The 21,731-nt window shown below is 45.3% G+C and carries 15 protein-coding genes; 1 reads left to right on the top strand and 14 read right to left on the bottom strand.

The genetic code is table 11. From position 1 onward, the window contains the following. Positions 1–34: 34 nt before the first annotated feature. The 3 genes from helD to BLQ13_RS24995 form a co-directional block, all read right to left on the bottom strand. Positions 35–2,410 carry an RNA polymerase recycling motor HelD gene (helD, locus tag BLQ13_RS25005; protein WP_090924418.1) on the bottom strand — a complete coding sequence of 792 codons (2,376 nt, stop codon included), beginning with the start codon at positions 2,408–2,410 and terminating at the stop codon, positions 35–37. A 271-nt stretch (positions 2,411–2,681) separates the two neighbouring features. After that, on the bottom strand, positions 2,682–3,143 hold the full coding sequence (locus tag BLQ13_RS25000; RefSeq protein ID WP_090924417.1) for a hypothetical protein: 462 nt from the start codon (positions 3,141–3,143) through the stop codon (positions 2,682–2,684). A gap of 147 nt (positions 3,144–3,290) precedes the next feature. Further along, a complete protein-coding gene (locus tag BLQ13_RS24995; RefSeq protein ID WP_090924416.1) occupies positions 3,291–4,358 on the bottom strand; it encodes an FUSC family protein in 1,068 nt (355 codons plus the stop codon). A gap of 422 nt (positions 4,359–4,780) precedes the next feature. Here BLQ13_RS24995 and BLQ13_RS24990 point away from each other — a divergent pair, with 422 nt between their 5' ends. Then, positions 4,781–5,653 carry a hypothetical protein gene (locus tag BLQ13_RS24990; RefSeq protein ID WP_090924415.1) on the top strand — a complete coding sequence of 291 codons (873 nt, stop codon included), beginning with the start codon at positions 4,781–4,783 and terminating at the stop codon, positions 5,651–5,653. Positions 5,654–5,711: 58 nt separating this feature from the next. On the opposite strand, the gene BLQ13_RS24985 is transcribed toward BLQ13_RS24990, so the two are convergent. The 11 genes from BLQ13_RS24985 to BLQ13_RS24935 form a co-directional block, all read right to left on the bottom strand. Continuing rightward, positions 5,712–6,380, bottom strand: coding sequence for an HD domain-containing protein (locus BLQ13_RS24985; RefSeq protein WP_090924414.1), 669 nt, complete (start codon positions 6,378–6,380; stop codon positions 5,712–5,714). After that, entirely contained in the window at positions 6,380–7,819 is a 1,440-nt protein-coding gene (locus tag BLQ13_RS24980; protein WP_090924413.1) for an NAD-dependent malic enzyme, read from the bottom strand. Before BLQ13_RS24980 ends, BLQ13_RS24985 begins: the two co-directional genes overlap by 1 nt. A 272-nt stretch (positions 7,820–8,091) precedes the next feature. Then, positions 8,092–10,164: a beta-galactosidase gene (locus BLQ13_RS24975; protein WP_090924412.1), complete on the bottom strand. Its 2,073-nt coding sequence runs from the start codon at positions 10,162–10,164 to the stop codon at positions 8,092–8,094. Positions 10,165–10,216: 52 nt separating this feature from the next. Further along, a complete protein-coding gene (locus BLQ13_RS24970; RefSeq protein WP_090924411.1) occupies positions 10,217–11,302 on the bottom strand; it encodes a glycoside hydrolase family 53 protein in 1,086 nt (361 codons plus the stop codon). Positions 11,303–11,334: 32 nt separating this feature from the next. Beyond that, a complete protein-coding gene (locus BLQ13_RS24965; protein ID WP_090924410.1) occupies positions 11,335–12,213 on the bottom strand; it encodes a carbohydrate ABC transporter permease in 879 nt (292 codons plus the stop codon). Between the two features lie 29 nt (positions 12,214–12,242). After that, positions 12,243–13,133, bottom strand: coding sequence for an ABC transporter permease (locus tag BLQ13_RS24960; protein WP_090924409.1), 891 nt, complete (start codon positions 13,131–13,133; stop codon positions 12,243–12,245). A 282-nt stretch (positions 13,134–13,415) separates the two neighbouring features. Beyond that, positions 13,416–15,107 carry a type 2 periplasmic-binding domain-containing protein gene (locus tag BLQ13_RS24955; RefSeq protein ID WP_090924408.1) on the bottom strand — a complete coding sequence of 564 codons (1,692 nt, stop codon included), beginning with the start codon at positions 15,105–15,107 and terminating at the stop codon, positions 13,416–13,418. Between the two features lie 124 nt (positions 15,108–15,231). Beyond that, positions 15,232–16,860, bottom strand: a complete 1,629-nt coding sequence (locus BLQ13_RS24950) for a response regulator (protein WP_090924407.1) — start codon at positions 16,858–16,860, stop codon at positions 15,232–15,234. Positions 16,861–16,886: 26 nt separating this feature from the next. Continuing rightward, positions 16,887–18,641: a sensor histidine kinase gene (locus BLQ13_RS24945; RefSeq protein WP_090924406.1), complete on the bottom strand. Its 1,755-nt coding sequence runs from the start codon at positions 18,639–18,641 to the stop codon at positions 16,887–16,889. Between the two features lie 551 nt (positions 18,642–19,192). After that, the gene (locus tag BLQ13_RS24940; RefSeq protein WP_090924405.1) at positions 19,193–19,891 is read right to left on the bottom strand and encodes a hypothetical protein; all 699 of its coding nucleotides are present in this window, start codon (positions 19,889–19,891) and stop codon (positions 19,193–19,195) included. 176 nt (positions 19,892–20,067) lie between these two features. Then, positions 20,068–21,597, bottom strand: a complete 1,530-nt coding sequence (locus BLQ13_RS24935; RefSeq protein ID WP_090924404.1) for an ABC transporter substrate-binding protein — start codon at positions 21,595–21,597, stop codon at positions 20,068–20,070. Positions 21,598–21,731: the final 134 nt, after the last annotated feature.

The raw sequence follows: 21,731 nt of genomic DNA, 5'->3' as shown, positions 1-21,731 counted from the left end.
ACCCCAACATATCGCTCGGAGATTAGTGCTCTTTTTACTCCACACGAGTTGCAGGGATATCTTTCATCTCGTACCACTCTTCTGACTGTGAGGTGATAAATGGACTTGGTTTTCCTAAAGAGTATACATGCAGTAAATGCATTGCCCGGGTACAGGCGGTATAGAATAGCTTACGTTCCTGCTCACGGGAATAGGCATCAGCGGAGCCATTATAGATTAAGACTGCGTCAAACTCCACACCTTTCGCCAAATAAGCAGGAATCACATGAACGCCCTGTTCAAAAGCCAGCGTTGTTTTTTTGATCAGCTTAGGGGCAGTATTCAGCTTTTGACTTAGTAGGTTGTGAACTTCCTGGCTCTCTTCTGCCGTCTTGCAGATGACCGCTACGGATTCATACCCCTCCTGCATCAGATGATGAAGATCTGCCGTAATTTGCTGCACATGCTGCGTTGGATCAGAAGTCACGATGACTTTAGGTTTCTCTCCATTTCGGTTAAACGGGATGATCTCCTCCCCACCAGGAACCATGCCACGCGTAAATTCCACAATCTCCATTGTAGAGCGGTAACTGCGTGTCAGCACAATAACTTCTGTGTTCTCTGGCCCATATAAGTCACTTAATGGTCCAGTGCCGCTGAGTACGGATGAATGGGCGTAAATAGCCTGGTTAAAGTCACCCAGAGCCGTAATTTTCGCGTGTGGAAAGAGTCTTTTCATAAATGCGAGCTGAAAGGCAGAATAATCCTGAGCTTCATCAATAATGACATGGCGAATGTTCGAATTAATATGGAATCCCAGCAACAGTTCGCGCAAATACAGGTACGGCGTAATGTCCTCATAAGCCAACTCCTGGATCTTTAATCTGCGTAACGTCATGGTCGAGATTTCTTCCCAGTGGACAGGCAAAGGTTCTCTGTCAAGCAGACGAACCATCTGCGCCTGATCCTCGAACAGGTTTGCATACAACTGACGGACATCCACAAAACGCAGTGATTTGATCCATTTGCGCAAAGGCTTCAGTCGGTCACTGACCACCATTCTCGCCAGAATCTCTCTTTCTTGCTGAAAATCATCAAACGTATGTGATTTGCCCTTTTGTTTACGTTTCAAGCGTTGGTAAGCGCGCTGCAAATCTTCCGCTTCCATTAGATCAAGCTGCTGATCAACCCACGGTGCACCTAGTTCACCTTTACCAAACGTCGAAAGTTCCTTAAGCAACCAATCGCGTAATAGTTCCAGGCGGCTAACAAGTTTGACAGACGAACCGAAGCTGTAAAATTTCGCTGCCATCGCTTCCGCATCGACAATCGCCTTACCCTGAAAACGAACTGGCTTGAATTTCATGCCTCCGGTTAACATGCTTTCTTTATAACGTGTAATGACTTTCAAAAATGATGCAGAGGACTTGAATCGTATACTGGACATTCGTGCATCGTAACCAGGCTCCTCCGTTCCTGTCAGCACATATTCCAGCTGGATGAATGGGTCTTCAAGCTGATATTCCCGTCCCAAACGGCGTTCCAGATACTCCTGAAACGTCGTCTGCAACATATTCTCTTCCCCAAGCTCTGGAAGTACCGTAGATACATAACTGTTAAACATCGGGTTCGGTGAAAAAAGAACCATCTGATCCGCTTGCAAATGCTCGCGGTATTTATAGAGAAGATAAGCGACTCGCTGGAGAGCGGCAGAGGTTTTGCCACTTCCTGCTGCGCCCTGAACAATCAGCATACGCGTCCGGTCATTACGAATAATCCGGTTCTGTTCCTTCTGGATCGTTGCCACAATGCTCTTCATCTGTGCATCAGACGTTCGGCTCAGCACAGCCTGAAGCAACTGATCTCCGATCGTTACCCCTGTATCAAACATGAAACGGATACGCCCATCCCGAATGACGAATTGACGTTTCATTTCTATCTCTCCACTAATCTCGCCGCTTGGGGTACGGTAAGAGATCGGTCCAGGCGCACCATCATAATACAGGTTGGAGATCGGTGCACGCCAGTCGTAGATCAGGAAGGACTCCTCTTTCTCGTCCAGCAGGGATGCAATACCCAGATAGATACGTTCCGATTCCGGATATCCATCCTCCTTGAAATCGATTCGTCCGAAATAAGGTGAATGATGCAGTCGTTTCATTTTATCCAAAGCCGCAGCTGTATTCAGATGACTTCGTTCACGATCGGACAAAACCTGCGATTGTTGCCGCATACTCGTTGACGTCTCCCCGACATCATCGGCTTCACTAAAGTTCATTGTGACTTCATCCCAGAAATCCTTACGCATCCCGACCACTTCGTCACGGAAGGAGCCTACCTCTTCTTCCAATGTAGCGATTTTGCGCTCAATCTGATCAGTCACGGTATTCACCCGCTCCTGTTCCTGGTTCCACTGTTGCTCATTACTCATATGTTATGCGCCTCTCTTTCCCCGGATTGTGTCTTCGAATATCCATTTGACAAGCCCGAAAAGGCAATGGTATAATTATTAGAAAGTAAACATTTTAACTTTATGTTAATTAATTCTAATTTTCTGAAAACCATTTTATATTGTACCAGTGACAACGTCCCGATGCAAGCGGAGACGTTATTTGTTATTTTTGCTTGTGGTCTTGTCGCTTTGTTCATTGATCTAGGAGCTTTACCGCGTCACACAGTATTACCCACATGTGCCTGTCCCTCTACTTCCTCAAGTCCTCAATGGTTGCATTCCAGCGTGCTAATGCCCCCGTTTGATCTTTTAATTGAAACGTAATACCAGACGTAATTTCTGCATATGGTGCCTGATCGATCCGAATATGAAGGATGTTACACTCATACCGATCTCGCGGGTGAATCGTGTCCCCGAGTTCAGGAAGTAAACGGACTTCAAGCCGAATATGCAATATACGCTGACCATGCACTGCAATTAACGTAGCCTTACCCGTTTCCATCATATTCATACTCGTTTGTGTCCCTTGCCAGAGCGCCAAACGAAGGCAATCAGGGCTTATAGCGATAACTTCTCCCATGCTGATCATCGCCAGATGAGGCCACTGTCCACCAGTGACGGTTAATAACTGCATCGCTTCATGCTGTTTGCTCTCCAGATCGCTTCCGCCTAACCATTCCAAGAGTTCTGCATCCAACTGCTTGATCTCCATTTCTACCCCTCAGTTCATTCATAATGGTTACCATTGATTCCTATCGATTTTCATCGATTCAGGTCACTTGCATTCACCGATAGAACAAACAACCCGGACGCTACTGTCCGGGCTTTATATTGCCTATATTGTATCTTATTTTGCCATCTAAGGCCATTTCAGCCAGTTTAGCATGTGGTCATGCGACTCTTTATCTTCACTTGAAGTGCGCACATGGTCCGCAAGTCGATTCAACCGCTCCAGCTGATATCCGTAATCGTATATCGCTGCAGCCACAATAGATAACCTTAACATGCCGTCCTTATCGACATCAAACTGGGTAATGGCCTGTTCCATGAAATGATCATTCTCGGTTACAAACAGTGCGGCCTCTTCGCCATTTGGTTTGAGTTTGTCTTCAAATTTGAGCAAGGCATGCTCATGAAATTTAATAACCCGTTCGAGATGGGTATCAAAAAACAGATCCATTTCCGGTGTTCGCTGTGCCTGAAAGTAATGGCGTTCTACCGAATCCAGTACATCATATCCTTTTTGCAAACTTAACAGCATTTGTTTATATACAACCATCTGACGGGTTTCACTGAACTTGGCACGTTTCATCTTCTTCTGCTCTTCTTCAAACAAATGATACTTGTCAGATAAAGACTTGATCGATCCGCCTAGATTGCTTTTCTCTTCCCGAAAAACAACCTCTTTGATCTCATCGGAGATCGATGTACGAAGTAGCAGTGACATCCCATTAAACACACTCTGAATCTGCTTCACAAACTGCACCTTCGGTTTAGGAGGGAACACCGAGATATTAATCAGGAAGGCGGATATAATGCCCACAAGGGTTAACAAGAAGCGATTCAGCGCAAAGTGCCAATCTCCTGAAGCTTCCATAATCGATACCACCGTGACCAGTGTTAGCCCAACCGTTTCACCCATATTTAATTTAAGACAAATCATAATAACCAGCACAATAATCAAGCCCACGGCAATGGGCTCGTTGGACAGCACCATCCCACCCAGTAGCGCTACAATTGCGCCCAGCGTGGTCGTCTGCAACTGATCAAGGAAATACTTCCATGAACGATAGATGGAAGGTTGCATGGCAAATATCGCTGCGATCGCGGCAGGCACAGGAGATTGCGGGTTCAAGAACAAACTGCTCAGATATAAAGCCAGCGTGACCGCTATACCTGTCTTAAGTACACGTGCTCCAAATGACATGGCATCTCCCTCCTCTTTCCCGACCTGTTCGTTTACGTTTGATGATAATCATGTTCATTATTACCCCATATTTCTTATTTTGCCCGAATGAGTTCAGGAGAACGATTTATTGTACCATGAGAGCTTATGGCTTTGCATCTTCATTCTCATAAGTCTTAGACACGATATCAAATAAGTAAATTATTTATACCGCCACTACGAAGACAGAAGAACCTTCCAATCGCTGTTATCCCCAGATTTTTTTGTTTCCCTTTCCTAAAGGGAAAATCCGGTGATAAAGGCGAGCGCTTCGCTTTTTCAGGTTTTTTCTGTCTTCTTCGTTTTTGTATAAATGATGAGTTGAACTAATTTTAAAGTAATATTTAAAGTTTCGTATTAAGACCCGATATATTATGTATAAATTAACAAGGAGAGACTAGATAATGAATTTAAAAGATTATATTCCACTTGTTTCAGCTTTGGTTATCGTGCTCGGATGGGCAGTCACTTATTTTTTCAATTTAAAACTTAAAGCAAAAGAGACCTTCCTGAGCCGAACAGAAAATGACATTAGAAATTTGTTACTACATATGATTGCAGACTTAAGAGGTATACGAGAAGAAAAACATCATCCAACTCATCTTAGAAAGATAAAGTCATTCTTTGAAAAATATCGTTCTCCCTCATCTCATTTATACCTATCAACTAGCTCTCTGATCATTAAACAATTTAATCATTTCGAAGAACATTATGTCCTTTATCAAAATAACAATTCCTCCGAGCAGCTTGATAACTTATACACTTCGTTATCAATACTTGAGGACTCTGTCAACATGAAACTAAATGATTACAGACAGGTGCTGTTTAAACAATACAACTGGTTTTACAGAGTAGAAAAGTCACCCTTCATTGTTAGAATTTACGCTGAGTTATTAAAAATAGTGTTACAGGCCTTCTCAGCACTAACTTTAACAGCTTTAATAATTGTATTTGCAACATTAATTGAGGGTGGTCTTTACTATAGTCTGTTTACAATGATTCAATTGAACGTTGAACTTTATTTCTGGCCTTTTAGGAATCAAATATATGGATATACACTCGCTATAGGATTTCTGTGGACACTTCTCCATCTACTAGACTGGCTTATGTATTCTTTTAAGGAATCTCCAGGATCAAAAAATTACACGAACAAACAAATTGATTACCATAAGAAGAATAAATCATTTCTCTCTCTTCAAATCACCCCATTACCCGCTAATAAAGAAAAAGAAGAAGCCGTTGAAAATTCGGCCAACACTAATCCAATTATTAATTAATATCCAAGTAATAAGGTCACCACGTAGCCTTTAAGACTCATGGTGACCCTCTATACGTTTATCTGTCCATGCCTTCCCATTCCTGCTTGAACTGCTCCACAAACTGCACCATATACTCATGACGCCGCTGCGCCAGTTCCTTGCCGTAGGATGTATTCATCAGATCTTTAAGCTTGAATAACTTTTCGTAAAAATGATTGATCGTCGTGCTGCGCCCATTGCGATATTCCTCACGGGTCATCTGTTCCCGAGGCGGTAAGGATGGATCATACATTTCACGCCCACGGGCTCCTGAAAAGGCAAACGTACGGGCAATTCCAATCGCCCCCAGCGCATCAAGCCGGTCTGCGTCCTGCACCACTTGTGCTTCCAACGAGTCGACTGCAGCCCCTTGCCCACCCGCATAGGATATCGTACTGATTATGTTTACTACCACTTCCCGTGTGGAAGGCTCTAGTAGTGGCTGGTTGTCCAGCCAAGTGTTCAGCTTTGCCATACCGGCCTCCAAGCTGTCATTGAGCTTCTCATCCGGTACATCATGCAATAGCGCAGCCAGCTCGCATACAAACGGATCTGCACCCATGTGCCGTGCTAGCCTGACCGCCAGGGCAGTGACACGCTGAATATGTGTCCAGTCATGTCCGTCGGAATGTTTGGAAGCCTCTTCTTGCACAAAGATACGAGCCGCTTCCAAAATGCTTTCATTAGTGGATGAATCTAATGTCATCAGGATTCTCCACCTTCACGCGCCTGCTCACGAGGTACACGTCTCGCCACACCTGTCCGAATTGCCGCCTCGATAACAAGGCTGCGCATGGATTTGACTACTTTATCGTTAAATACACTAGGGATAATGTAATAACGTGTACGCTCTTCATCCGAGATGGAAGAGGCGATCGCCTGGGCAGCAGCCAGTTTCATCTCTTCGTTAATTTCCGTTGCCCGGCAATCGAGAACAGCTCTGAACATGCCTGGGAAACAAAGCACGTTATTAATCTGGTTCGGATAATCCGAACGTCCTGTCGCCATGACTGCAACAATATCTTCCACTAGAGCAGGCATGATCTCAGGTACAGGGTTTGCCATCGCAAATACAATGGGATTGTCTTCCATCGTCTGTACATCCTCACGCGTTAACAGATTGCCGCGCGATAAACCAATAAATACATCAGCATCTCGAATAACTTCACGCAGAGAACCTGTCTCCAGATCAGGATTAGTACGTGCCGCATATTCGGTCCATACCTCGTTCTCATACGTATTCGTGCGCACGATTGCTCCGTCACGATCCACACCGATAAGCCGCTTAGCACCTGCAGATAACAAAATATTGCTGCAAGCTACACCTGCAGCTCCGATGCCACACACGACAATTTTCACCTCGTCGATAGACTTGCCAACCAATTTGAGCGCATTGATCAGACCTGCATACAATACAACGGCTGTACCATGCTGATCATCATGAAATACCGGAATATCAAGCTCTTCATTTAACCGGCGTTCGATCTCGAAACAGCGCGGAGAAGAAATATCCTCGAGGTTAATGCCGCCAAATGCAGGTGATATCGCTTTCACAGTGCGAATGATCTCTTCGGTATCCTGTGTATCCAGGCAGATCGGGAACGCATCCACACCTGCGAATTGTTTGAACAGCATCGCCTTTCCTTCCATTACCGGCATGGCTGCACGCGGGCCAATATTACCAAGTCCAAGCACTGCACTACCATCAGAAACCACCGCTACGGTATTCCGTTTAATCGTTAATGAAAAAGCTTTACCGGGCTCTTCTGATATAGCCGAACATACCCGAGCCACATCCGGTGTGTACACACGGGACAGATCTTCCCGGTTGTGAATCGGTGTCTTCGGTGTAACTTCAATCTTGCCGCCCAGATGCAGCAGGAATGTACGATCTGATACGTTAACGATGGACACGCCTTTAAGCTGGCGTACTGCTTCTATAATTTTGCTGTTATCCTGTGAATCGGTGACCGCGACAGTCAAGTCACGCACACTGACATCCTGATTGGTCGAAATGACGTCGATGGCAATAATGTCTCCTCCAGCTTCCGAGATGGCCGAGGCCACTTCGCCAAACTTGATATCTTTCGTTGTCATTTCCAGCCGTATAATAATGCTGTTGCCGTCCAGATTTCTCTGATTCATTTCAATTCCTCCCAGACAATGAAAGTCTTAAGTTGACAAGTTACGTGTTTGTCTTCGCTACGTGGACACGATTATCCTTTATCTTGTCCAAAAAAAGCGCTCAAGTCCCATAAGAGACAAAATAAAATGGATTGTCCTGGCACCTGTTGAAGGCTCAAGACAATCCATTTTAATATCTCTCTAGGTGTAACATTCGTTCATTTATCGGAGTGCATTCCTAAGGCTCATGTTTCCGATAAACTCCAATGCCCTATTCATATCTCCCGTTAAACTTACTTACGATTCGCCGCTCTGCGCAATACACGAATGTCGTATGGCTGTAAGTCCAGACTTGATTCAACCGCTTCTCCACTAAGTACATCTGTATACGACGGACCGTCTAACTGAACCTGTTTCTCGTGCTCGGTGTAGTTCTGAATGAACACATAATCGGAATTACCGTCGGTACGAACATGTGCAGTAGTCCCTGCAGCCAAGTCTGATTTCAGACCACGCTCCAGATCCAGTTCAGCAATCAGCTTGCCGTAAAAGTCATCATAGAACGGCTCTTTCATCCGTGCAGCCATATAATAAGCTTTCCCTGAACCAAGCTCGTTCACCGTCAAAGCTGGACGGCCAGCGTAGAAATCAGAACGATATACCGCAAGTGACCTCGCACCTTCTGGATGGATTAGATCGCAAAGCTCAATTGCATCATACTCCGAAGTGAGTCCCAATTCATTCCCCTGCGCTGGAATAATTCCATTGAGTTCACGATCATGCAATCCGTCGATCTCTTCTGACCAGATGCCGAGCGTTTTACGAAGCGGTCCCGGGAATCCACCCAGGAAACACAGATCATTTTCGTTCACAATGCCAGACCAGTAGGTTGCGACAAATGTACCGCCCTGCTCTACAAACTTCTCGATCCGTTCGCCTACTCCTTCACGAACGAGGTAAAGCATCGGCGCCACTAACACTTTGTACTTGGATAGATCAGCTTCCATATCGATGACATCAACCGCTACGCCCTTTTTCCAGAACGCTTCGTAGTGAGCTTCTACTGTCTGCTCGTATTTCACCCCGATGTTGCGTGGACCTTGGGAGTCATTGACAGCCCAGCGGTTCTCCCAATCAAAGATAATTGCAACTTCAGCAGGAACCGTAGTTCCTACAATATCCTCCATGCTCTGCAGTGCTGTACCTACATCGGTCACATCCTGAAACACACGGGTATGCTCTGTGCCTACATGGTCTACTACCGCACCGTGTAACTTCTCGCTTGATCCGCGGCTTTTTCTCCACTGGAAGTACTGAACACTATCTGATCCATGAGCTACCGCCTGCAAGGAGGACAACAGGTGCATGCCAGGACGCTTCAACTTGCTTACATCCTGCCAGTTCGTAGAACTAGGTGTGCTCTCCATGAGCAGGAAAGGCTGTCCGCCTTTGATTGAACGAACAATATCATGCATCATCGCAATCCGGGATGCCTGTTTCGCATCGTCCTCTGCATCATGCCATGTCGGATAACTGTCCCAAGAGAGGAAATCCAGAATGTCTGCGAACTTCCAATAGTTCAAACCACCGTAAAACTCCATCAGATTCGTCGTTACCGGCAGATTTGGATTTTTCGCCTTGAGTGGCTTCGTTTCATGAACAATGAAATCCGCTGTCTGATCCGTTACGAAACGACGCCAGTCCAGATTCATCGCATGAACCTGAGTTTCGCCGTGTGGTGCTGGAGACTCGACTTGACTCCAATCCGTTACCGTATGGCTCCAAAATGTTGTCCACCACGCGTGATTCAATTCATCTAGTGTTTTGTACTTGTTTTGAACCCATCCGCGGAAGGCTTGCTGACAATAGTCACAGTGACAATCCCCACCAAACTCATTTGAAATATGCCAGCCGATGACAGCCGGGTGATCCGAGTAACGTTCCGCCAGCTTGCTGTTCATCGCCGTTACTTTTTCCCGGTACACCGGAGAGGTATAACAGTGGTTATGGCGGAAACCATGCAGATTACGAACCCGATTTTCCGAGACACGCAACACTTCAGGATATTTTGCCGACATCCAGGCTGGTCTGGCACCGCTTGGTGTTGCGAGGAACGCATAGATCCCGTTCGCGGCAAAACGGTCCAGCACCTGATCCAGCCATTCAAACGTATACACGCCTTCTTCCGGCTCTAGGGATACCCAGGAGAAAATACCGATGGACATCACATTACACTTCGCCAGTTTCATTAAACGAATGTCCTCTTCAAGTATCTCTGGATAACGAAGCCACTGCTCCGGGTTGTAATCAGCACCATGAAGCATGTGCGGGGCTTTGGAACTTACGGGTGGAAATTTGTACGTCATTTATGAAAACTCCCTTGCTGTTGAATTACGATAATTTACCTATGCATATCTTTTAAACAAAAGTTGTAACATTCAATTCTTGCGCCGCAGTTAATGCTTTAAATGATTCAAGCTTGCGCCCTTTAAAATCAAACATCGTCAGATTACCCCAGTTGTTCGGGTGTCCTACAGACCACTCTTCTTTGCTAGGAATCCAGGCAGGTTCCCAATAATAGAATCCATGGCCCAGGCCCCCTGGGACTTCACGAATAATCTGTAGCATATCCTTCAAATATCGGGTTTGCCCTTCTACCGTTGCAGGATATCCGGGTAGCAGCATGTCTTCCTGATTCATAATCCACTCTATGCCTTCTGGCTGTTCCAACGTCCACGGGTATGCCGTTTCAACCACGTTGATCGGTTTGCCGTAGCGTTTGGCCAGATCATTCAAGTTATCACGCAACGCGTCCAGTGTCCCATGCCACCAAGGATAATAAGACAGACCGATGACATCAAACTCTACACCTAACGCCTCGAAACGATCGTAGAACTTACGGCTTTCGGCATTGTCGCCGCCGCGGTCAATATGAATCATGATTTGAATGGAGGGATCAACGGATTTAACCGCTGCAATACCATACTTCACAAGCCCTGCAAAACGTTGCCACTGTTCGTCTGTATCATGCTCTTCACCACCGACACGTCCATCATCCCATAACATGCCAGGCGTAATTTCATTACCAACCTGAACCATATCCGGCAAGGCATCGTGTTCTTTCAATGTGCGAAGCACATCCGCCGTATATGTACATACAGCCAGTTTAAGCTGTTCATAGGACAAGTTCTCCCATGCTTTCGGTTTCCACTGATTCGCGGGATCAGCCCAGCGATCAGAGTAATGGAAATCGAGCAGAAACTGTAATCCCAGTGCCTTGATTCGTTTGGCTACTTCTACCGTGCGCTCCAGATTACAGTATCCGCCGACGGGATCATTCCAGATGCGAAGCCGGATCGCGTTAGTATCATTTAATTTGAGAATGGTCAGCAGATCTTCTTCTTTGCCATCCACATCACGATATGTTCCCCCATGCTGTTCGATCTCGTCCATAAATGACACATCCATGCCGAGAACAAATGGTTGATTGGTTGATGAATTCAAAATATCAGCCTCCAGTGATTAGGGATTGAGGCTCAGCCTTTTACTGAGCCCAGTGTCATACCTTTTACAAAGAAACGTTGCAGGAATGGATACACAATGAGAATCGGCGCACTTCCGATAAAGATTTGGGCTGCACGCACCGTCGTTTGCGAGATCGTTGCCATTTCCTGCGGATTCATCGCCATCGTGCTCATGTCACGTTTGATAATGACCGTCTGCATGAAGGTTGCCAAAGGATAATCTTTCGCATTGTTCATGTACAAGAGACCGTCAAACCACGAATTCCAGTGAAACACCATGCTGAACAGTGCAATCGTTGCAATGGAAGGCATGGAGATCGGCAGGAAGATGCTGAACAAGGTTCTGAAATGGTTCGCTCCGTCAATCAGTGCCGCCTCTTCCAGCTCTTTTGGAATGCCGCGGAAGAAGTTAAGCATCAGGATGACCAGGAACGTATTAACTGCACCCGGAAGCACCAGCACCCAGAAGGAATCCATTAGACCAATCTTTTGAATAACCATGTAGAACGGTACCAAACCGCCGTTGAAAATCATGCTGAAGACGAAAATCCAGGAGTATACCGTTCTGCCTTTGAACTCACTATTTTCCTTGGATAGCGGATATGCCGCCAGGAAAGTAATCAGGAGTGTAATACCTGTACCAATGACGGTACGAAGCAGTGAAATCCAGAGTGAGTTCAGGAAAATCGGATTATTCATTGTTTTTTTATAGGCTTCGAGGGAAAACCCTACCGGCCAGAGACTGACCAGATTTGCATCTGCCGCAGCCTTGTTACTGAACGATACAGCCAGTACGTGAATCATTGGCACAATACACATGATAGCAATCAGAATAAGAAAACTGATATTGATGACATTGAAAATGCGATATGATGGTGATTTATGATACATCGTAGTCCCTTCCTTCTCTGTTCATTCGATTAGAATATGCGGTATCCGGCGTATTTCTTAGCCAGGCTGTAGGATACGAGGATCAGAACCATACTGATCACGGATTTGAACAATCCGATCGCAGTTGCGAAGCCCATCTCTCCATTTTCCAGCGCCGAGCGATATACGAATGTATCGATGATGTCTCCTGATTGATATACGAGCGGATTGTACAAGTTGAAAATCTGATCGAATCCAGCGTTGAGTACGTTACCCAAAGCCAACGTTCCAACGACCATCAACATCGGTACAAGTGACGGAATCGTAATGTGAAGTGTTTGCTTCCAGCGGTTTGCTCCGTCGATCTCTGCCGCTTCATACAGCGCCGGGTTAATACCCGCGAGGGCTGCCAGGAAAACAATCATGTTATACCCGAATTCCTTCCACACATCCGTCAAAATGATCGTTGGTCGGAACAAACTGTTATCTCCAAGGAAGAAGTAGGGTCCGAGGCCAAATGTGCCGAGCACCCGGTTCACAAGTCCTCCCGTCGACAACAGATCAAGCAGAATTCCGCCCAGGATAACCCAGGACAAGAAGTGAGGCAGATATACGAGCGTCTGGATCGTACGCTGAATGGCCATCTTGCGAACTTCATTGAGCAGAATGGCAAACACAAACGGGACGAACAAATTAAAAATCAGTTTGAGTACCGCGATGATGAGGGTATTCCAGATAACCTGCAAACTATCATCACGTTCAAATAAATATCTAAAGTTATCAAGCCCGACCCAATCCGAGCCGCTGATACCCATCCATGGTTTGTAGTCTTGGAATGCCATAACGATTCCGCCCATAGGCACATAACTGAAAATAATCAGAAAGATGATGGCTGGCAGCAGCATTACGTGGAATGGCCAAGTTCGTTTTAAAGTTCTCATGATTGCTCCCCCTGTAATTCTTCCTACTCAAGTACTCCTGAGTGGCTCTATAGGCAAATTATATCAACCTACCAGCACCCCAAAACAGCGCATAAAAGCAATATAAATGGCACAAAAGCAACTACTTTGGACACGTACTGGAAAGAGGGCGCCATGACGCATTTCGGCCACGTTTTCACAGGGTTTTTGACACATTCTGTAACGTTAAAAAAACGAAAAAACGCACAGACTCCTATCGTCTGTGCGTCGCGTTTGGCTTTACATTTCATATCGTATAGCTGATTATTTTTTCACACCGTCATACCACTCGTTCACTTCTTGAGTGATCTGATCGCCGCCACCGGATTTCCATGTTTGAACAAAGGTATCAAACGCATCGACCGGACTCTTGCCATAGATAATCTCATTAAAGGTCTGGTTCTCAATTTTGTTGAGATAATCCAGTTTGGACTTCATTGTTTTCGTCGTAGGTCCTGTGAACATGTTTTTGAAAGAAATATCTTTCTGTTCAAGTAACACTTTTGCCGCTGCAGGCGTCTCAGGTCCATAGTTCACTGCTACGTCTTTTTCCAGCTTCGTTTGCGGCTCTTTCCCGTCTGCAAGATTCATCAGTGCTTTCATCTGAGCATCTGGGATACGTGCGCCGTCACGAACAAGCAGGTAACGTACGACATTGACATATCCACCATCGATTTCATCCGGTTTTTTCTGTTTACCGCTCGCATCCAATTGATAGTCATATCCATCGAATAAACCGTTATCATACGGGCTTCCTGGAGCCGGATCAGCATAGTTGTCAAACAGGTAGTTCTGATATGTGAAGAATGCTTCTGGATGTGCCATATCTTTTTTGATCAATGTCACACCGTTAACAAACTGTGTTCCGTGACGCATCGCTTTACCATCTGGTCCAGCAGGGATAGCAATTGGCTTCCACACAGCACTTGGTACGTTTTTCACGGTATCGATCAACGGCCATCCACTCATCCAGTAAGGGCCAGGGATAATTCCTGCTGTACCTGCCACTGCCGGCTCAGCCGTTTTGTTCTCATCCCACAGCGCTGCTTCCTGAGGAATATAACCTTTTGTCAGCCATTCATTCAGCTTGGTCAGACCTTGTTTCATACCTGAATTAATGGAGCCATACTCCAGCTTGCCATCTGCACCTACATTCCATTGAGAAGGCAATGTTCCGTAAGCGCCGAATACCCAAGAAGGGTCACCCATCCATGTGTTCATGGATGTTTTGAAACCAATGCTCAGAGGTGTTACTTTATCTGGTGCAAGACCATCCGGATTTTTGTTTTTGAATGCATCCATAACCACTTCCAGCTCGTCAATGGTTGTTGGTGCTTTCAGATTCAACTTATCAAGCCAGTCTTGGCGAATCCAGAGCAGGTAATCATTGTTGTACGCGTAATCCAGGACTGGAATACCCATTCTTTTGCCATCGCGGCTGTATTGATTCCATACGTTCGGATCTTGTTCCATTGCTTTTTTCCATGTGTCTGAAGCATATTTATCGAACAACGGTCCAACTTCCTGATACATACCCGAGTCAATCAAATCTTGAGCAACCAGATTGTCCGGTTGTCCAATCGTAACGATATCAGGCATTTCCTGACCGGAAGACATTGCCAAACGCAATTTTGTTGCGAATGCACTGTTCGTATCCGTCACAGACCACAGGGATTTGATATCAATACCAAATTTGTCCTTCGCCCATTTGGTAGCCACGTTATTTTCCATGGATTCGCCGTTTTTAAATTTCAGTTCCGGGTCAATCCCCCATGCCGTCGTGATCGTTACTGCCGGGTCATACTTTTCCTTGTATTCATTTTGAGCTCCTGTGGAGCTTGGTGTTGCACTCTCTTTGCTTTCATTGCCACCTGAACATCCTGCAAGCACGACAGTCAGACACAGCGTTGTAGCGAGAAGCGACAAGAATCTCTTTTTCGTTGATTGCGCTCTCATGTTGTTCCCCCTTAAATCGTTTTGGTTACCCTTTCATTATAGGACGGGTCAGGTACATCAGCCTATGATACGAAATCAAGATTTCTGCACCTTTGCCAACCTATATGCTCGAATGATGTTGTATTTATGTCTGATCCCGGAATTCATTCGGTGTTAACCCATAATGTTTTTTGAACATTTTGCTGAAATATTGCGGATTTTGATATCCGAGTTCACTCGTTATCTCATATATTTTTTTATTCGTATTTTTAAGCAAATACAGTGCCCGTTCCATACGCATGCGAATCATATAATCTCCCAGGCCCTCGCCTGTCTCTGCTTTATATATTTTCGAAAGGTATACCGGATGTAAATAGACTTTATCCGCAATCATCTTCACGGAGAGGTCTTGCCCGGTGTCTCTGGTCACCAGTTCCTGCACCTGTTTAATGACATGTCTACGACTCTGTGCTCCCTCCTGATCGGACAATTCTTCCTGCAGCTTCGCCAGCATATCCATGGCCCAGCGCCTTAGCTTCTCCGGAGATTGGATCAATTGATGAGCCAGCAACAAGTCAAACCCCGCATGGTCGATCTCATGCACCAAGTGACCCTGTTTGTGGGCGATGTACATAAAAGCATTGGTAACCGACAAGTACATCTCATACACATACTCTCTGGACAAGCAAACCTGATCCGCCGCATCAAAAACGGCATTTAACTTGGCGGCTGCTGTCTCCCATTGTTTGGTCTCCAGTAGCTGCGGCAGTACCGGTGGCTTGTACAACTCTTCAAGAGCCTGAGCCGCATCATTTTCGGGGCGCTTGTTGATGGTATTTTCCATATCCATATAGATGATCTTGTGTTCTTCCGGTCCAGAAAGAACAAGAGAACCCAGGCTTTTTCGATAAACGTTGGTGAGTTCTTTAAAAGGAAACGGAGGGGTCACAACGATGGATAAATCTCCTTGAAGATAACGCACCACATGCTCCCGGAAGGTCTCGGCGACATTACGTAATGGACTGTTAACCAACAGGGATTCTTCCGCCTGTTCCCTGTTCTGCAGGAACATCACCAAGCAATCATGTGGCCCGCGGCTGAACCAGACATGATAGGTCTCCCCGAGCACTTCCTCGGCGATATTTCCAACAGCAAAATCCATCAAATCAATGGACTGCTGATCCATGGATGCAAAACGTCCAGCAAGACGAATCAGCATCATCGCAGCAGGGTGTTCCGGCTCTATATGAAGCTCATATTGCTCTAATTGCTCGCGCAGCGCTTTCGACGAAACCTCTCGGCCAAGCAGCAAATCATGCATAAGATTCTCTCTCAGAATCTTGTAATCGGATTTACGACTGTACAGGAGACGATGATATTTGTCGAACTCATCCCACTCATCCCGCAGAGAGGTAATCGCCGCTGATACCGAATTCATAAACTCATCATCATTAACAGGTTTTAAAATATAGTCAGCCGCCTGCAATTGAATTGCCTTTTTAGCATAATCAAAATCACTGTGACCTGTCAGCAGGATACAGCGCACATGAGGCCAGCGCCGGTTTACTTCCGCAATCAGATCAAGGCCTGTCATACCTGGCATGCGAATATCAGTCACGACGATGTCCACTGCATTTTCTTCCATAATCTCCAGCGCTTCCTTGCCCGATGCTGCACGCAACACCGTTGTGACTCCAAGTTCCCCCCAAGGAATCGTTAACTCCAAACTTTCTGTTACATATGTTTCATCATCCACAAGCAATATATCAATCAATGTGGTCACTCCCTAGTCCCTTATATTCACTCTTTGTCTTTCAGCAGAGGTTGTTGTTCCACTGGCCATGACAAGGTCACACGAATTCCCCCGAGCTCTGATTCCGCCAGCTCAATGCCACCCTTCCCTCCATACCTGAGTTGTAACCTCTGATTCACGTTCCACAATCCGCAGCCCATCTCCTGATCCATCGTACCTGCAAGTTTGATCAGCATCGCTTCTCGCTCTTCTTGCGTCATTCCTTGACCATCATCTTCGACAATCAAAAAAAGTGTACCGTCTCGTTGCTCACCGGACACCCGGATCTCTCCGGCTTCTGCATCCGCTTCGATACCATGGATGACCGCATTTTCAACCAGAGGTTGTACGATTAGCGGAGGCACTTCAATCCGCAACATATCTTCTGGCAGGTCCAGCGTGTAGTGGATACGTTCCATACGCATACGTTGAATTTCAAGATAGTTGGTCACAAATTCAATCTCTTCAGATAACGGAACAACATCCCGCTCCTGTCTTGTGGTGTACCTGTAATACCTCGACAGATTATGCGACATAGCCACAACGGCATCGACTCGCTTCAGCTTCGCCATACTCGTAATGAACGAAAAGCAATTATAGAAGAAATGCGGGTTAATCTGTGACTGCAATTGCTTTAAACGTGCTTCCCGGACATGGATTTGCTCAAGGTATACATGCTCAAACAACTGCTGAATCTTTTCCACCATGGAATTAAAACGTTCAGACAAAAAACTGAACTCATTACGGCCTTTGGGCTCAATACGAACCGAATAATCTTCTTGCTTCAATCGCTGGAAACCGCGAATCAGTTGCTTTACTGGTACTTGAACTTGCACATATAACAAGTACGCCGCAATACAACTCATCAGTAACAGGCAGATCATAGCAGAATAAAACAGCTGATTCGACTGGTGAATCGGTTTCAAAATATCTGAAAGCGGCATGTAATCGACCAAATACCAGCCGGTTGTACTCGATTTCACAGAATTGACCATGTATGGCTCATTTCCAATGACGATCGTGCGATTTTCTACGTCTTGCAGTGTATGGCTAGATAATTCTTTGATTAATTGATTAGTTAACGTACGGTCCGATGTCCGGTTATAGATCACCCCTGTCCCTTCGCGAAAATAGAACGGGTCATGCCTGCCGTCGCCTTTGAATTTATCGAGCATGTCGCGGATATTATCGCTGTCGAACTCCAGCTTGATAATCGTTTCTGCATTCTCCGCAGGATTCTCGATGCCATAAGGTGACACCGTAATCCAGCTGAATTTGAACCGATCATTCTGCCCATCCTCGATTTTGTGCACATCCCAGCCAGAGATGAGGCTTTCTTTTAAAGCCTGCTTGTCATAAGTACGGGCATCCCGTTCCGAGATCACCCTGCCAAGCGATGGAGAGTACAGGTATAATTTGGTCTCCCAGTTAGAAGAGCTTTCCTGGATACTCAGCTTGTTCTGGATTCGCTTGACGAGATTGATGGCATCCAGATCAAAATAACGGCTCTCCGCAAATATGCGCCGAAAGCTCGCAATATCGGGGTCATGAATGAGCAGGTTCGGCCAAGACGATAGCAATTCAATATGGGTATTGACCTGATTCTGGAAAAATTCAAGCTGATTGCTGTTCGAACGATTAAGCTCAGTCCTTAGTACGGCTGTTGTTTTATGATTGGAATACCAGTACAGGAGCACAACGGGAATAAGCATGATCAGAATTAAAATGACCATCTTGGAAAACAGATTTGTCCGGTATGACATGGAAGTTTCATCTCGCTTTATTTGTTTTTCTACTTTTACTATAGAAGTGGAACTAACGATTTTACACAATCCACTCCGATGACAGAATAACCTTCCATTCGCTGTTATCCCCAGATTTTTTGATTCCTTTTATAAAAGGGGAAATCTGGTGATAAAGGCGAAGGTTATGCTTACGATGTAGCTTTCTTTCAGAAAGCTTTTAGCTTCGCTTTTCCAGGTTTTTTCTGTCCTCTCCGTTAACGTGTAAAAAAGAGTTAACTTATATCGTGACATTAATTGTAATCAAATTGGTTGTAAATACAATCTATTTCTTGAACGAGGGCAAACCAAATCAATAGAGTGCCCCACTATCCATTTTAAGCGTTAAAGCCCCTATGAAAAAGGAGATAAAACCAATTTATCAGCACTAAATTCAACTTCTGTTCACGAAAAAAACCGGCATATCTGCCGGTTCCGTCCGTATAAGCAAAGCTTGTTTTTTTATGTTTTCCTTCTGCAAGTGATTCATTATATATGTTATGTACTTGAAACTAGAGTCTGTTTATCACGAACTAAGGAATGTCATAATCAAAAACCGTATTTCTCCCATCGACTGCCACATCTAATACAATATCCTTCAATCTGCCCCTAACTTCGAGCGGGCTTTCCGCTACACCTGAAAATTCAAGTGTCCCCGTGAATGTCTTCCTCGGTTCAATCCGAATCGGTCTCGCCTCTAGATGAACCGACTGTAATGATTCGGACAGCGGATCATCCTGATTTGAATAGCTTCCATACAAATCAGGTTTAACCATTACAGCAACCGCAGAGTTACTGTAATTTTTCAGCGTCAATTCACAGGTTGCCAAGGCATATCCATTAGATGACACATCATAGGTGCATGAGCTGTCATTCTGCATGTAAGATATGCTATTCATACCTGTTGCTCCCCATTTCACCACGTACATCAACTTGTCTGTCATAAATGAATAACAGAGTATGATAGTCAGAACAGCAATCCATAACGTTTTTGCCACAAGTGGAAACGTACACATGATCTCTTTACGCGTAAGATAATATCCACAGGCAAGCATTCCAAGTCCAAAGTACATCGTGATATGTACACCACTTAAATAGGATGTGGTATACGGAGAAATACCAATGAATAATAACAGCGAATCCCCTACTGAGAAACCGAGATGATGTTTAAAGGTAAAGATGATGGCAAACAGCAATAATCCCCCTGAGAACACAAGCCTGGTTCTCGACACGAAAACACCTCCTAATCAACCACCTGATTATATCATATTTTTCCTATTTTTGATTAACGATCCAGACACAAAAAAAGGAGTTATCGGTTTTTACCGATAACATCCCTTTTTGGAGTCCTGCCTGATGAGATGCATTGGATGATGGAATCATGCGATCTCTCAGGACAGCTCTTTTATTATTTTTGAGCCAAAAATGCATCCAGTTGCTCTTGTTTGGCTGCGATAATCTTATCGATGCCTGCTGCTTTCAATTTTTCCAAATACTTCGGAATCATTTCATTCGGATCAACGGCACCCGAAGTCATTCCCGGCTTAAATTGTTTGTTGACGTTATTTACAGCCGCAATTTCGTTTTTAACCGACTGACTGTTAAACGTGAAACCAAGGGCAGGAGATTTTACACCTTTTGCGTTAAACTCTTTGAACTTTTCCCATTTCTGTGGATCTTCGTTATCCCACAGATAGTTCAGGAACTGGTTACCCAGTTGCCATTGTGCACCTGGATTGTAGGTACGGCTGTTTGCATCTACGCCGTCAGGCAACTTAATGATGTTCTCTTGACCTTCTACTTTTACATAGTGTTTGCCTTCAATACCGAAGTTGAGCAAATTGTTAATTTCTTTGTCAGAGTGTAACAAGTTAATGACTTGCATTGCTTTCTCCGGTTGTTCGGAAGAACGGGAGATCGCAAGCATTGCACCAGAGGCATCCCCAGTTGTAATCGTTGGACTGGTCATCTCAATTTGCGTGAGCGGATGACCTACATAACCTTCCTCTTCCTTGTCTTTACCTGGCTTCATACCATCCGTCCACATGAAGGCTTTACCGGCTTTCGCCTGATCTTTCGGGAATACATTGGACGTAGCTGCATCACTGTTGATGTAACCCGCTTGATACCATTTACGTGCAAGTTCGGCTGCTTCTTTGAATTCCGGTGTTTCCACCTCGTTCAAAACGGTAGTCTCTCCTGCGGTCTTAGAGATTACGCCAGGTACAGATGCATCACCGAGGTAATCCCAATCCAGATTTTCCAAAAGTCCATTACCATTCGTATTGGACATGTAGAACGGAGTAACAGACGGTTCGTTCTCTTTAATTGTTTTGAGCAGTGGTTCCAGATCAGCCCATGTTTTAACTGCTGTCAGGTCCAGTTTGTATTTATCAGCCAGATCCTTGCGCACCAGCACGCCACGTGTGGCAGCAAGCTCCTTGTTCGTTGGTACACCATAGTTCACGCCATCTACCTGGGAACCTTCCAGGAAAGCAGGGTCCAGATTTTTCTTGATATCCTGACCGTATTTATCAAGCAGTTCATTCAGCGGCAAGAATGCGCCCTTCGCCACGTTTACCGTGTAATTCTGCCAAGCAGCGGTAAAGATAATGTCTGCTTTTTCCCCTGATGAGATCATCAGGTTCAGCTTGTTATCCCACTGTCCCCAGTCCACAGCATTAATTTTGATCGTTGCTCCGATCTTGGGCTCCATCTTTTTATTAATTTCCGCTTCCACAAGAGCGACATCTTTCTGAGGTGTGCCCGGATAGAACAAGGAAACCTCATAAGGCTTTTCATTGTTTGTGTTCGGCGTACTGCCCTCAGCACCAGGTGTTGCAGAGTTTCCCTTGTCTGACGAACAGCCTGCAAGCACCAGTGCCAGTGCCATGGCCGCCGCCGTCATACGTGACCATACTTTTAACGATTGAACCAATTGAACCCCTCCTGTTCATATAATGGACCATTGTCTTCCACACGTTTACCGTTCTTCCCCAATTCCTCATAAACGGCAAGCTTTCTGTATATGCCCTTTCGTCTATCTTCGATTGACCATACTCCCTCCCTAAC

Source organism: Paenibacillus polysaccharolyticus, from assembly GCF_900102085.1.
GTDB lineage: Bacteria > Bacillota > Bacilli > Paenibacillales > Paenibacillaceae > Paenibacillus > Paenibacillus polysaccharolyticus.
The sequence above is the reverse complement of the archived record's forward strand: the minus strand, read 5'-3'. Positions and strand labels throughout refer to the sequence as shown.